This window comes from Pediococcus pentosaceus ATCC 25745 (assembly GCF_000014505.1).
In the GTDB taxonomy this organism is placed as follows: domain Bacteria; phylum Bacillota; class Bacilli; order Lactobacillales; family Lactobacillaceae; genus Pediococcus; species Pediococcus pentosaceus.
On sequence record NC_008525.1, the window covers coordinates 1,351,632 to 1,365,584 of the forward strand.

General features: G+C 36.5%; 12 protein-coding genes. All 12 read right to left on the bottom strand.

Features of this window, described 5'->3' with window-relative positions; all coding sequences use genetic code 11:
• Positions 1 to 410: 410 nt before the first annotated feature.
• The 12 genes from PEPE_RS06615 to PEPE_RS06670 all read right to left on the bottom strand — a co-directional run bounded on the left by PEPE_RS06615 (position 411) and on the right by PEPE_RS06670 (position 13,891).
• A complete protein-coding gene (locus PEPE_RS06615; RefSeq protein ID WP_011673635.1) occupies positions 411 to 1,298 on the bottom strand; it encodes a restriction endonuclease in 888 nt (295 codons plus the stop codon).
• Positions 1,299 to 1,441: 143 nt separating this feature from the next.
• Positions 1,442 to 2,809, bottom strand: coding sequence for a 23S rRNA (uracil(1939)-C(5))-methyltransferase RlmD (gene rlmD, locus PEPE_RS06620; RefSeq protein ID WP_011673636.1), 1,368 nt, complete (start codon positions 2,807 to 2,809; stop codon positions 1,442 to 1,444).
• Between the two features lie 118 nt (positions 2,810 to 2,927).
• Positions 2,928 to 3,929 carry a diacylglycerol kinase gene (locus PEPE_RS06625; protein WP_002833385.1) on the bottom strand — a complete coding sequence of 334 codons (1,002 nt, stop codon included), beginning with the start codon at positions 3,927 to 3,929 and terminating at the stop codon, positions 2,928 to 2,930.
• Positions 3,930 to 3,956: 27 nt separating this feature from the next.
• On the bottom strand, positions 3,957 to 5,384 hold the full coding sequence (gatB, locus tag PEPE_RS06630) for an Asp-tRNA(Asn)/Glu-tRNA(Gln) amidotransferase subunit GatB (RefSeq protein WP_011673637.1): 1,428 nt from the start codon (positions 5,382 to 5,384) through the stop codon (positions 3,957 to 3,959).
• Positions 5,384 to 6,844, bottom strand: coding sequence for an Asp-tRNA(Asn)/Glu-tRNA(Gln) amidotransferase subunit GatA (gene gatA, locus PEPE_RS06635; protein WP_011673638.1), 1,461 nt, complete (start codon positions 6,842 to 6,844; stop codon positions 5,384 to 5,386). The genes gatB and gatA overlap by 1 nt, the downstream gene beginning before the upstream one ends.
• Complete coding sequence (gene gatC, locus PEPE_RS06640; RefSeq protein ID WP_002833381.1) at positions 6,844 to 7,158, bottom strand: Asp-tRNA(Asn)/Glu-tRNA(Gln) amidotransferase subunit GatC; 315 nt, start codon at positions 7,156 to 7,158, stop codon at positions 6,844 to 6,846. Before gatC ends, gatA begins: the two co-directional genes overlap by 1 nt.
• Before the next feature lie 19 nt (positions 7,159 to 7,177).
• Positions 7,178 to 8,335: a CamS family sex pheromone protein gene (locus PEPE_RS06645; protein WP_002833380.1), complete on the bottom strand. Its 1,158-nt coding sequence runs from the start codon at positions 8,333 to 8,335 to the stop codon at positions 7,178 to 7,180.
• Between the two features lie 68 nt (positions 8,336 to 8,403).
• Positions 8,404 to 10,677 (bottom strand): DNA helicase PcrA, encoded by a 2,274-nt coding sequence (gene pcrA, locus PEPE_RS06650; protein WP_011673639.1) that lies wholly within the window; start codon positions 10,675 to 10,677, stop codon positions 8,404 to 8,406.
• A 92-nt stretch (positions 10,678 to 10,769) separates the two neighbouring features.
• Entirely contained in the window at positions 10,770 to 11,909 is a 1,140-nt protein-coding gene (locus PEPE_RS06655) for an ATP-grasp domain-containing protein (protein ID WP_002833377.1), read from the bottom strand.
• 38 nt (positions 11,910 to 11,947) lie between these two features.
• Entirely contained in the window at positions 11,948 to 12,520 is a 573-nt protein-coding gene (locus PEPE_RS06660) for a xanthine phosphoribosyltransferase (RefSeq protein ID WP_011673640.1), read from the bottom strand.
• Between the two features lie 9 nt (positions 12,521 to 12,529).
• Positions 12,530 to 13,174: a glycoside hydrolase family 73 protein gene (locus PEPE_RS06665; RefSeq protein ID WP_036673025.1), complete on the bottom strand. Its 645-nt coding sequence runs from the start codon at positions 13,172 to 13,174 to the stop codon at positions 12,530 to 12,532.
• A gap of 93 nt (positions 13,175 to 13,267) precedes the next feature.
• A complete protein-coding gene (locus tag PEPE_RS06670) occupies positions 13,268 to 13,891 on the bottom strand; it encodes an ECF transporter S component (protein WP_011673642.1) in 624 nt (207 codons plus the stop codon).
• Positions 13,892 to 13,953: the final 62 nt, after the last annotated feature.

The window sequence follows — 13,953 nt, forward strand, 5'->3', positions numbered from 1 at the left end:
TCCAAATTTGTTAGTAGACATTATTCTTCAGCGTGAATTCACATATAGAGTTGTTTAAATTTTATTAATTGACACAAGCATGCCTTTTTATTGACCAGAAGTAAGTCTTGAAAAGAATTGCATTTGCATTCTGCTCATACTCACTACAATGTGAGATAACCCCAAATATTAGCTGGCATCTAAAAAATCTAGTTGTTGATATGTTATAGTTTCGGATTTGACGTCAGGACCAGATAAGATAGGTATTTTTCTTTTTTAAAGAGCCTATAATATTTATTATTTAACGATACACTCACAAAAAATCAGCGTCATCTTTTAAATTTATAGAAAATGCTGGATTGCATTAAAAACTATCTTTACTAAAATTCCTCGATATACCTTACAAGTCTGAATTGTACAAATAACCATTGTTAATCCTTATCCAAATAAAATTCTTTAAGTCGGTATGTAGTTACAGGCTCAACGTAATAATTATATTTAGCAACTAGATCACAAATTTGATCGCCATTAATTAATGTAATAATTCTTGTACCTTGACGAGCAGTTTCAACGGCTTCTCGAGTAAAATCTGAATTAGTAATAAAGATCCCAAATTCGGCATTGAATTTGTCCATAGCACCACGAAATTTATCAATCTCAGGAGCGGACACCTTACTTTGCCAACGTTTAACTTGAAGAGCTACACGAGTAGTTCGATAATCATCCGAACGGACATATCCAAAACCATCTAGGCCTCCATCAGCGACAAACTTTACACCAATTACATCGTCAACATCAATGTCCATTTTCTTTAATAATCCTCGGCAGAAAAGTTCAAATTTCTTAGGATTCATCTTTATTAATGCATTTAGTAATTGCTCTCGCCAAGATTCTTCTCTAGCATCAGGCTCGACCTGTTCACTTTCAACTTCTTCGATAACCGAAATTTTATTCTCTTTTTCCTCAACTAACTGTTTTTCAACAATAGGCCTCACGTACCTTGCTGCATCAAATTCTAGAAAATTAATATTACGACCTTTTTTTGATAACTCTAATTCTCGATTATCTTCTGTTTCGATATAATCTGTCATGATAAGATACTTAATGGCAAAATTTAATGTCCAATTAAAGGGTCTGTACTTGTTGCCCGTTTTTTTTGATACCCTAACTTTATCTACTTCATTATCGGAAATTACATCTGAATTATCTCGTATATCTTGCCGAATATCCTTTCTTGTAACTTGACCTCCTAATCGATGCATTGCCTTTAATACCTCATTCATAGTAATGTTCTCGATTTTTATTTGTTGACTAGCCATCACATTGCCCTCCATACTTTCGTTCTGTAATCAATTATAATATTTAATCCGTTTCTTATCATAATTTTAATAAAAAAGCGTACTACTTATTTTCGAATAAGTAGTACACTTTTTAATCAACGAAATTTAAAATTTATTTTTATCTAAGCTCGTTCTAACACCGTAACGCTTTCTACATGTGGTGTTTGCGGAAATTGGTCCACGGGAACGATTGGTTGATTTACTACATAGCCTTGTTCGCCAAAACGGTCAATATCACGCACAAGGGTTGCAGGGTTACAGCTTACATAAACAACCCGTTTTGGCTTCATACCAACAGTTGCATCAATAACACTTTGGTCAAGTCCTTTTCGTGGAGGATCAACAACAACAACGTCCGGTTTCAAGCCATCTTCTTGCCATTTTTGCATTTGTTCTTCGGCTTTACCAACAACAAATTCAGTATTACTTGCGTTATTTTGGAAGGCGTTGATTTTAGCGTCTTGGACAGCTTCCTTAACAATTTCTACGCCATAAACTTTTTTAGCAGCTTTTGCCATCGCAAGCGAAATTGTACCGATTCCGCTATAAACATCAATCACAGTTTCTTCTCCAGTTAATCCAGCTTTATCGATAGCAAGTTGATAAAGTTTTTCAGTTTGGATAGGGTTAACTTGATAGAAAGAATGAGCTGAAATAATGAAATCCAGTCCTAAAAGTTCATCATGAATAACTGATTCACCAGCAAGAACTCGGTCTTCATCTCCCATAATGACGTTAGTTTGTTTGTAATTAATATTTTGAATTACACTAACAACTCCATCAATAGCAGCAATTGCTTCTGTAATTTCTGCTAGATGAGGAACATCTTTAGTACGCGTAATCAAAACTACCATAATCTGTCCTGAACGACGTCCACGACGGACCATAATATTTCGAATAATTCCCTTATTTTCGGCTTCACGATATGGATCAATATAAAATTCACGTAAAATATCGCGTACTTCAACGATTACCTTATCAATTACTGGATCTTGAATATAAAAATCTTCGATAGGAACTAAATCATGGCTGTTTCGCTTGAAAAAGCCAGTTTGAAGTTTTCCTTTAATTTTACGTACTGGAATTTGAGCCTTGTTACGATAACCGGTTGGATTTTCCATTCCAACTGTATCCGCCACTTCTAAATCTTCTAGATGTGATTTTTTCAATAAGTTTTTAATTTGATTTTGTTTGAATTTTAGTTGTGCATCATACGTGATGTGTTGTAATGGCGCAATTCCAGTTTGGGTATAAGCCGCATCATTACTTTCTACACGATCTGGACTTTCTTCTAGGACCTTTTCTACACGTCCAAAAGCAAAATTCTTTTGAACCTTAATAATCTTAGTTTCAATCTTTTCACCAGGAATACTATCAGCGATAAAAATTGGAAAATGTTCAATCTTAGCAACTCCCATGCCTTGATATGTTAAATCTTCAATTTCTACCGTATATACTAAATTTTTTTCAACAGGTGCTGTACTCTTCATTTATTTCCCCTATCTATTTACTGATAAAAACAGGCTGGCACATTAATACCAGCCTGTTTTATTCTCGTGTGCTACTCAAGAACTGTAACGCATTTCAGCGTATTTCTCAAGCTTTTCTTTAATCTATTTTGTTATCATCTGGAAGATTTTGAACTTCTTCGACAAATTGTTGTTCCACTTGTCGATATTCGTCATCTTCTTTAATCAAATTAACTGGTACATCATCTAAGTTAGTGAACATTTCAATATGGCGTTTTAAATTTTTAAATACCATAGGAGCATCTCCACCATACTCCCCATCCAAATTAACCATAACACGATCGTTTACTGGACGGACCGTAACTTTTCGTGCTTTCCGATAAATGATTCGCGAATCATTGACATGTTTTCCATTTAAGGCTTTAACCATTAAATGGAGTAAGTTAGGTAAATTACCTGATTTTACAATAATCATTGTAAATTTACCGTCATCCAGAGAGGCATCCGGTACAATTTGTTCAAATCCACCAATTGAATTCGTCAACGCGAGGAAAAACATGGAAGCTTTACCATGATACCGTTCTCCATCATATTCGATGTCCATTTCGACCGGTTTTACCCGTGGTAGTAATTCTGCCCCCTTAACAATATATGCAAGATAGCCAAAAATACTTTTAAGGTTTGAAGGCACATCATAAGTTAGTTCCGTTAATAAACCACCGGCCGCAATATTAATGAAATAATTTTCGCCAGCTTTACCAATATCCATCTTTAGTCGTTGATTTTGCAAAATAACTTTGGCAGCACCCACTGGATCTTCGCGAGGAATTCGTAAAGCCCGCGCATAATCATTGGTCGTTCCAGTCGGGATAATCGCCATTTTAGGACGTCTAAGTAACGGTGCAATTCCATTTACTACTTCATTAATCGTTCCGTCTCCGCCAGCTGCAACCACTAAATCAAATCCATCTTTTGCAGCTCGGCGAGCCTCGTTTTTGGCAGAATCGGGTTCAGGTGTAGTAGCAAAAGCACTTGTCTCATATCCTGCTTTCTCAATTACCGCAAGAATTTCAACTAAGTGTTGTTTAATCATTTCACGTCCTGAAGTTGGGTTATATATAATTCGCGCACGTTTCCGCATCGTACGTCATCCTCCGATTCTATTCCTCTAACGAGAATTAAGTTCTTGCATTAGGATTTTGTTAACTACTTTAGGGTTAGCTTGTCCTTTAGTTTGTTTCATAATTTGTCCCACTAAGAAGCCCACTGCTCGATCTTTACCATTCTTAAAGTCAGCAACAGATTGTTCATTATTATCAACGATTTCTACAATCATTGGCTTCAAAACAGCTGGGTCTGATAGTTGAACCAGTCCCTTAGCTTTAACCCAACTTGTAGGTTCTTCACCTTGGGTGATAGCTTTAAAGACCTTCTTAGCCATCTTAGAAGAAATCGTTTCATCAGTAATCATTTTAACCATGCTGGCCAAGTGTTCAGGAGTTAATTTGGTTTCTTGAAGATCGACTTTTTGGTCATTTAAGTAGGCATTAACATCCCCCATCAAATAGTTGGCCGTTAATTTAGGATCAGCTCCTTGAGCAACAGTAGCTTCAAAGAAATCTGACATTTCCTTAGTTTGAGTTAAGACCATCGCATCGTAATCTGTCAAACCAAGTTCTTCAACGTAACGAGCACGACGCTTACCAGGCATTTCTGGCATCTTATCTTCAACGTCTTTGATCCATTCATCATCAATGGTAATGCTTGGAAGATCCGGTTCTGGGAAATAACGATAATCTTCTGCCCCTTCTTTGACACGCATCAAAATAGTTTGCCCCGTAGCTTCATCATAACGACGCGTTTCAGGACGAACTTGTCCACCAGCTAACAGAATTTTTTGTTGACGTTTTTCTTCAAAAGCAAGTCCCTTACGAACAAAGTTAAAGGAATTAATATTCTTCAATTCAGCTTTTGTACCAAACTTTTCAGAACCCAGTGGTCTAATAGAAATATTAACGTCGACTCGCATGGATCCTTCTTCCATCTTAACATCTGAAATACCAGTAAATTGAATTCGTTGACGCAACGCTTCAAGATATGCATAAGCTTCATCTGGTGATTCGATATCTGGTTTAGAAACAATTTCAATTAACGGAGTACCCTGACGATTCAAATCAACATAAGAGTATCCATTGGGATTATGACTATTTTTACCGGCATCTTCTTCAATATGCATCTCAGCAATACCGACTTTTTTCTTTTTACCTTCTACTTCAATTTCAATCCAACCATCCGTACCAATTGGAGTATCCGCTTGGGTAACTTGATAAGCCTTAGGATTATCAGGATAAAAATAATTTTTACGATCGAAATGTTGAGTTCTAGTAATATTAGCATGTAAAGCTTTGGCAGCCATCATCCCTGCCTCAACCACACCCTTGTTAGTTTGAGGTAATACTCCCGGGTATCCCCAGTCAATTACGTTCGTATTAGCATTAGGTTGGTCACCAAATTCAACGGGTGAAGGACTAAAAATTTTCGAGTTTGTTTTTAATTCAATGTGGACTTCAAGTCCAATAGTTGTTTTAAAATTCATTATTTGTCCTCCATTTCAGGGTGCTTTGAATGTACCTCGGTCGCAGCTTCAAAAGCTGCCCCAGCTTGATACATCGTTTCTTCATCAAACGGTTTAGCAATAATTTGTAATCCGACTGGCATATTATCACTAAATCCAGCAGGAACTGACATTGCTGGTAAACCTGCTAAGTTAACTGGGATTGTTAAAACATCATTCATATACATTGTAGTTGGATCATCAACTTCAGCGCCTATAGCGTAGGCTGGTGTTGGAGCTGTTGGTCCAATAATCAAATCATAATCTTCAAAGATTTTATTGAAATCATTAATAATTAAAGTACGAACTTGGGCTGCCTTCTTAAAGTATGCATCATATGTACCAGCCGATAACGAATAAGTCCCTAACATGATACGACGCTTTACTTCATCTCCGAAACCTTCGGAACGTGATTTAACATATACATCTTCAAGATTTTTGACATCTTGAGCTCGATGACCATATCTAATACCATCGAAGCGTTGTAAGTTAGATGAAGCTTCTGAAGAACCGATAATATAATAAGCTGCTACACCATACTTACTCCGTGGGAGCGAAATTTCTTCAATCGTTGCTCCCAAATTGGTTAATGTTTCAACTGCCTGACGTACGACTTTTTTAACGTCTTCATTGATTCCATCGCCTAGATATTCTTTAGGCAAACCAATCTTCATCCCCTTAATATCTTTACCAATCTTAGATGTGAAGTCTGGTACCTTTTTGTCAGAACTAGTTAAATCGCGCTCATCCATTCCAGCAATAATATTCAATAAAGCTGCATTATCCTTAACTGTACGCGTCATGGGTCCAATTTGATCTAAACTTGATCCAAAAGCAATTAAACCATAACGTGAGATACGTCCATAAGTTGGTTTCACCCCAACAATTCCAGTGTATGAGGCTGGTTGACGAATTGAGCCACCCGTGTCTGAACCAAGAGCAGCAATTGAATTTCCAGCTGAAACTGTTGTAGCAGAACCACCTGATGACCCACCAGGAACCTTAGTATGATCCCATGGATTACGCGTATCACCAAAGTATGAAGTTTCAGTTGATCCACCCATGGCAAATTCATCCATATTTGTCTTACCAATAATAATTACATCATTAGCTTGTAAACGTTCAATAACAGTTGCATCGTAGATGGGTGTGAAGTTACTGAGCATCTTAGATGCAGCAGTAGTTTTGATTCCTTTGGTTACAATATTGTCTTTGATAGCAATCGGGATTCCGGCCCAAATATTATCAGGGTTAATTCCCTTTTCATCGATAGCACGGGCTTGAGCTAAAGCTCCCTCGCGATTAATGGTCACAAAATCATTTAAAACTTTTTGGTCGGCTTCAATTTGATCCAATGTTTCTGAAACTAATTCAGTTACTGTTAATTCTTTATCAACTAACTTTTGGTGAAGCTCTGTTACTGTTATATCAAAAAACTTCATTATGCTTCCCCACTTTCATCAAGAATTGCTGGTACACGGATAAATCCGTTTTCTGTTTCAGGGGCATTAGCTAATAATGCTTCCTTATCATTCGAACGAACAGCTACATCTTCACGCATTCGATTTAATTGATCAGTAACATTAAAAGTAGGTTCGACATTGGTTGTGTCAACCTCATTTAAAGTATCCACTAAATCGATAATATCTTCGATTTGATCCGTAAATTTTTCAAGTTGTTCGTCATTAAATTTTAGTTTAGCTAACGTAGCAACATGTTCTACATCTTTTTTAGTAATGTTATTTTCAGTTGTCATTGATTTCTCCTTCTAAGATTTAATAACTTGAAAAGACATGAGAACTAAACGTCTTTTCTTTAGCTGAGCGCGATAGGAAACTCTGGACTTCATCGGTAGATTTAATTGTTATATCAATATTAACTCCACTAGGAAGATACTTTTCAGCCTGAGTTGAAACAAATTGAGTAAAACTGTTAATCTCAGTCTCACTATAGAATTGAGTCGTGATTGATACACTCATACCTTCCATCGATTTACCGTCGTATCTTGCTTTTGCAGTAATCCCACTTAAATTAGGGAAGAAGCTTTCTACTTGCGTCTTAAAGTTATCAAACGCACTAGAATCATTGCTATTAGGTGAGGTTTCCGTATCACTAATTGGATAAACAACATTCTTGTAGTCTAAGTCTTTCCATTTTGCAAGCTTTTCACCGGAATTGTTAGAATAACGCATAAACGTTCCACCAACTAGGCTATCATTGGAAGCTTGTTTATAGACTGCAATCACAATTGGAACATTTTTAAATTCAGATTTCTTGCGAAGTCGTTCTAGCACTTTTTGAGCAATTTCTTGACTCTTAGCCTTAATCTCTGCATCTGAGATTTTAGTCTCATATTGAGCGCCGTATTGTTCTTTTTGATAATAATCAACCGAATTCATCGCTAATCCAATTGTAACCCCTTTGAGTTTCAAAGAAGTTCCTGATTTTTCCATATAATCCTGTTCTTCAAGAGCCTGGAGATAAATTGGGTTTCGTTTGTCTGGGTCTTTTGAACCATTATCCTTAGGGTTCAGCCCTTCCGGATTGCTCTTAGATTCCCGATCAAGCCAATTTTGAACAGTATCTGAACTCAGATATTGACCTTCTTGGAAAACATATTGAGAGGTTGGAAAAATCTTTTTGGAAATGTCTTGTAATCCACTCTCGAAACTCTTGGTGTTATTAACATTACCATTTTGATCGGCAGTTAATCCCCGTGACTTGCTTGTCACGTATTTTCCATTTTTAATCACCCCAGCATACGAGCCTGAAGCTGATCCTGTTGTTTGGTAATTATTTTTTTTGTTCTTTTTTCCGGTCACATTATTGGTAGAAGATTGCATTGATGAATTATCTAAACTTCCGCAGGCAGTCAGTCCCACGCCCATAACTAATGTGGCAACTAATAAACTCAATTTTTTAGTTACATTCATAGAAAAGTTTCCTCAATCTTTCATTTATCCCTAATTATACCGCTAACCTAAACCCTGTATAAAATTCTTTATTCAACAACCCGTTTAATTGGTGCAAAAGCGGCCAATAACCGCTTAATTCCTTGATCTTTAAAGGCGATATCCAATTCGGCATCTTCTCCAGCGCCAGACACCTTCACTACGGTACCAATACCCCAAGCTTTATGTTCGACTTTATCCCCAGCATTCCAGCTAACTTTACCAGCTCCGCTACCATTAGATTTAACCGCCGTAGCATGGGTATTACCATAAACACTAGCTGTTGCGCGTGCATTTCGGTTATTGTCAAACGGATATGATTTTTCTTTAGTATTTCTTGAAAAACTCTTTTCTTCATTTTCACTCTTCAAATATTGTGATCCAATTTCTGAAATGAACCGTGAAGCTGGATTAGTTTGTGTCCTACCATAAAGCATTCTAGAATAAGCATTCGTAATATACAACTTTTGACGTGCTCGGGTGATTCCAACATAGGCTAATCGTCGTTCTTCTTCCAATTGTTCTTGGTCCATCATTGCTCTAGAAAGTGGGAAAATTCCATCTTCCATCCCAACTAAAAATACGATTGGAAATTCAAGACCCTTAGCCGCATGCAGGGTCATGAGGGTTACTCCTGATGGTTCTTCTTCCACATTATCTTGATCAGAAACTAAGGCCAAATCCGCTAGGAAATCTACTAATTGAATGTTATCACCATTTTCGTCAGCAATTTCATTTCCCTCAGCTTCATTCTTATCGTCAAATTGCTTAGTAACTGTTAAAAATTCGTCAATATTTTCAAGGCGTGCTTCTGATTCCATCGTTCTAGATTTTTCTAAAGCAGCTCGATAACCAGTTTGTTCCAAGACTGCTTCTGTTAATTCTGTGATATTTAAAAATTCACCTGATTTACGTAGAGCGTCAATCATCTTAGCGAAATCTTCAATTGCATTGCGAGCTCGACTAGAAATTCCATTTGCAATCTGAACACTACGAGCCGCTTTCAATAAGGACCAATTATTTTCATCCGCGAAAGCTTGTAATTTAGCAATAGAAGTCGAACCAATCCCACGTTTAGGTTCATTGATCACTCGTTCAAAACTCATCGAATCGTCTTCGTTAGCAATCAAAGTAAGGTAACTCAGTACATCTCTAATTTCCTTACGATCGTAGAATTTATGTCCCCCGACCATTAAGTAAGGGATGTTGGATTTAACAAACGTATCTTCAATTACTCGTGACTGTGCATTCGTCCGGTAAAGAATGGCAAAATCTCCGTAATTTAAATTATGCTCTTTAATTTGCTCACGAATTTTTTGAACGATGAAATGGGCTTCATCAATCCCCGTCTGGCCACGATAATATGAAATTTTTTCACCTTCATCATTATCAGTCCAAAGTTGTTTAGGTTTACGTTCTACATTATTTTCAATCACATCATTAGCAGCATTTAAAATATTTTGGGTTGAACGATAGTTTTGTTCCAACATTACAGTCTTTGAATCTGGATAATCTGATTCAAAGTTCATGATGTTTTGCATATCGGCGCCCCGCCAACCATAAATACTTTGATCAGAATCACCAACTACACAGATATTTCTAAAATGTTTAGCTAGCATCGTTACTAATTGATATTGAGCCTGATTAGTATCCTGATATTCATCCACATGAATATAATGAAATTTATTTTGATAAAATGATAAGGTTTCAGGATTCTTTTGGAAAAGTTCGATGGTTTTCATAATCAAATCATCAAAATCTAAAGCCTGATTGTTCTCTAAGCGACGCTGATATTCTTCATAGATATCTGCGACTACCTGTTCATATGGAGTACTTGCATTCTCACGATAAGTGAGTGGCGTTTTTAAATCATTTTTAGCATTGGAAATCGTTCCTAAAACTGAACGTGGATCAAACTTTTTAGGATCATAATTTAAATCGGCTAAAATATGTTTAACTAGGGTTCTTTGTTCGCTAGGATCGGCAATCGAAAATGCTCGATTATATCCAAGTTGATCAATATTTCTTCTTAAAATTCTTACGCAAAGAGCATGGAACGTTGATACCCAAATTTCAGCAGCTTCATCACCCAGCAAACTAGTAACTCGCTCACGCATCTCTCTAGCAGCCTTATTAGTGAAGGTAATTGCCAAAACATTCCACGGATTAACACCTTTTTCTTCTATTAGATATGCAACGCGGTGCGTCAAAACTCGGGTCTTACCACTACCGGCGCCGGCCATAATCAATAACGGTCCTTCAGTTGTCTGAACCGCTTCTTTTTGCATATCATTAAGGCCTTTTATTAAATTAATTTCTGGCAATTTGTTCAATCCTCTCTATCTACGTAACTAAAAAATAACCACAAACCATTATATCAAAAAAAGCCGGTTTATTTACCGACTTTAACAGAGTTTTACCAAATATCAGTGTTATCAATTTGTTCTTGAATTTGTTTGACATCATCACCATCTGCCAAGATATATCCGATATGCTGTTTAGCATCTGCTTCATCTACTTGTGGATAGAAGTGGAAATGCCAATTTGATTTAATTAACCACTGTGTTTTGATTTTCTTCATTTGTTCATCCGTAATGTTTAACATGATGGTTGGTACTTGGAGCCGGATGTCACTAATCATCATTCCACTCAAGGCCCGGAGCATTTCTTCATAGACCGTGGTGTTTGACGCTAGATTAAATACGTTTTGTTCATCACGAATTCCAGGTATTAATTGTTCAAAATAGATGTCCTCACCATCAACATAGAAGACGATTGAAAATACACCTACGTACTCTACTAAACCAGCAATTTTAGTTGCTGCTTCTAATACTGAATTTTGAACTTTTGAATCTAAATCAACTGGAACTTTAGTTTCTTTTAGAAAATGGTTTTCGTAAACATTCTCGACCATTGGGAACATTTTTTGTCGATTATTTTGATCTTTAACAATACTTACCGCGATTTCTTTTCCACCGGTCATAACTGGTTGAAGCATATAAGTTCCACGTTCTAATAGTACGCTGGCCTTTGGAATATCTATCTCACTCTTAAGAATTAACTCTTTTTCAGTCATAGCATCCTTTAAGATTGGACGAAGAATAGCCGGATATCCAATTTCATTAATTGACTCATATAAATCGTCTAAATCTACAACTGTAACATAGGGCGTTCCCTTAATCCCTGTTTGTTCTAGAGTTGCTCGTTCTAGGATTCGATCTTGATTTAATTCAAGTAATTTAACTCCTTGTGGAATTGAAACAAATTGTTGTAAATATTGAATTGTTTTAATATCAATTAGTTCTGATTCGTATAGAACAATTTTACAACGTTCTGCAAAGCGTTGTAATTTTTCCCCATCATGAATACTACCGACAAAACTAATGTCCGCATATTGATTCACGCCATTTTTCTCAGAAGTAACGTATGTAGCAACCTTAAAACCCATTGACTTTGCAGTAGCAACGAGTTGTACACTTGAACGTCCTTCTCCAATAATACCAATTATGTCCCCTGGATAAATAATTTTTCTAGAGGTAATTACTTCACTCTCCACTTAAATCATCCCGCCTGTTCATCAATCTTCTTACTTATTTATTCAAATTCAACTTGACCATCATCCGTTAGCGCCTTAATTCTTGCTAAAGATTCTAACTGAATGTCACGGTCTTTAATAATTTGGCTTCCCTTTTGGAAAGTCTTTTCAATCACAATTCCGACTCCCACTACATCGATATTAGCTGCATCCGCAATATCAAGCAATCCAGAAACCGCTTGGCCATTAGCCAAAAAATCATCAATAATCAAAACTCGATCTTTTTCATCAATAAACCGTTTTGAAATAGAGATTTGATTACTAGTTTGCTTTGTATATGAGTAAACTGACGCTGTGTATAAATCATCAGTAAGGGTCAAGCTCTTATGCTTTCTAGCGAAAACAACTGGCACATCCATTGCTAAGCCAGTCATTACAGCAGGGGCAATTCCTGAAGATTCAACCGTTAAAATCTTTGTTACGTTCTGTTTTTTAAATAAACGTCCAAATTCTTTGCCAATTTCAAACATCAATTGAGCATCCACCTGGTGATTTAAAAAACCATCTACCTTTAAAACGTTGTTTGGTAATACGATTCCTTCGGACTTAATCTTATCTTCAAGTAACTTCATAATATCCCCCTATTTATCATAGTTATTTAAACCATATTTTTGAATTAAATTAATTAATTTACTAGGATAATCCGGATCAGTTGCATATTGGGCATCATACAGTGCTTGCGCAGCTTGTTTATAATCTGCCGCATTGATGACCGCTTGGTACTGTTGCGAATTCCAATTTGTTCCGTTAACCAAAAGAAGTGAATGATCCCGCATTGACTCTTGCCATGAAGAATAAACCCTAAATCGAGCTGAAACAGTTACCCATCTACCATTTACGAATTCCTGCGTCTTAAAATACCTACTATTAGAATCGGAATCACCTTTAATTCCATAGTAGTTATTAAACTTTTTAGATAGGGTGCTCTGTCCCCAATCCGACTCTAAAATTGCTTGAGCCATTGTAATGCTAGGTAATATGCCATATTGCCGCTGCATTTGTTGGGCATACGGTCCAATTGTTTTAATAAATTGCTGATGTTGAGCATCATTAGATGCTTCCGTAGCCACACTATCGTCCACGACATTATGCTGAGTGACATATAACTTCATGCTAACTGCTACAATCAGGCATAATGCTAACAAAACACCGATCAAGTTAGAAACGTGTAACTGACCTCGATTATAAAAAGAACTAGATTTTCGTCTTCTTTTTCTCTTCGCCACTCGCAATCCAGACCCTTCATTTTGGTGTACGTATTCAGTTTAACTGAACCATCAAAAAAATCATAGTCCTGTGACAACTAATCAAGTTAAAAATTAATTTTTTCTTTCATATTGTCTGAATCTTTCTTGTCCCACTTTAGTATATTTTAACAGCGGAATTGAAATTAGCGGTGCAATCACACCTGCTGCAATGGCCTCAGGTATTCCATGAACCCCCGCCACAGTCAATAAATATGGCATCAAATCTTGAATATTGAGAGCTGCATAAATTCCAGAACCATTGTGAAAAAAGATGTAAATCATACTTAAAACTAAACTAGTATTAACCAAAGAGCCAATGATCGACCCGACAATCAAAGTAATCTGTTGTTTAATATTAATTCTTATCATCCAGTTGACTACCAAACCTGTTACTAAACCGATTAAAATGCGAGGTACGATTGATACCATGGGGTTAGCCATCACGATGTTACTAAAAGGACTCGCTGTTAAAGTAAGTGCCTTTATCCAATCAACGATCCCCCAAATTCCACCAACTATCGCACCATCTACCGGTCCTAGAACAATCGCCGCAATAACAACCGTGATGTGAATTGTAGTTACTACAAATATTCCTACGGGGATATATCCTAATAGTGGGACATAATTTTGAATAATAATAATCGCTGCAAATAACGCAAGTATACTAATCTTCCCAGCGTTGGTTTTTCTTGTCATTGTTAAAGCTCCTTACTGTAAAAAGTATTCTATATATTATATCATTGAGGCGATTAATCAAA

Coding starts and splice junctions, on each gene's coding strand:
- PEPE_RS06615 (WP_011673635.1), bottom strand. CDS start 1,298: ATGGCTAGTCAACAAATAAAAATCGAGAACATTACTATGAATGAGGTA.
- PEPE_RS06625 (WP_002833385.1), bottom strand. CDS start 3,929: ATGCGGAAACGTGCGCGAATTATATATAACCCAACTTCAGGACGTGAA.
- gatA (WP_011673638.1), bottom strand. CDS start 6,844: ATGAAGTTTTTTGATATAACAGTAACAGAGCTTCACCAAAAGTTAGTT.
- gatB (WP_011673637.1), bottom strand. CDS start 5,384: ATGAATTTTAAAACAACTATTGGACTTGAAGTCCACATTGAATTAAAA.
- rlmD (WP_011673636.1), bottom strand. CDS start 2,809: ATGAAGAGTACAGCACCTGTTGAAAAAAATTTAGTATATACGGTAGAA.
- PEPE_RS06670 (WP_011673642.1), bottom strand. CDS start 13,891: ATGACAAGAAAAACCAACGCTGGGAAGATTAGTATACTTGCGTTATTT.
- PEPE_RS06660 (WP_011673640.1), bottom strand. CDS start 12,520: ATGAAGTTACTTGAAGATAAGATTAAGTCCGAAGGAATCGTATTACCA.
- gatC (WP_002833381.1), bottom strand. CDS start 7,158: ATGACAACTGAAAATAACATTACTAAAAAAGATGTAGAACATGTTGCT.
- PEPE_RS06645 (WP_002833380.1), bottom strand. CDS start 8,335: ATGAATGTAACTAAAAAATTGAGTTTATTAGTTGCCACATTAGTTATG.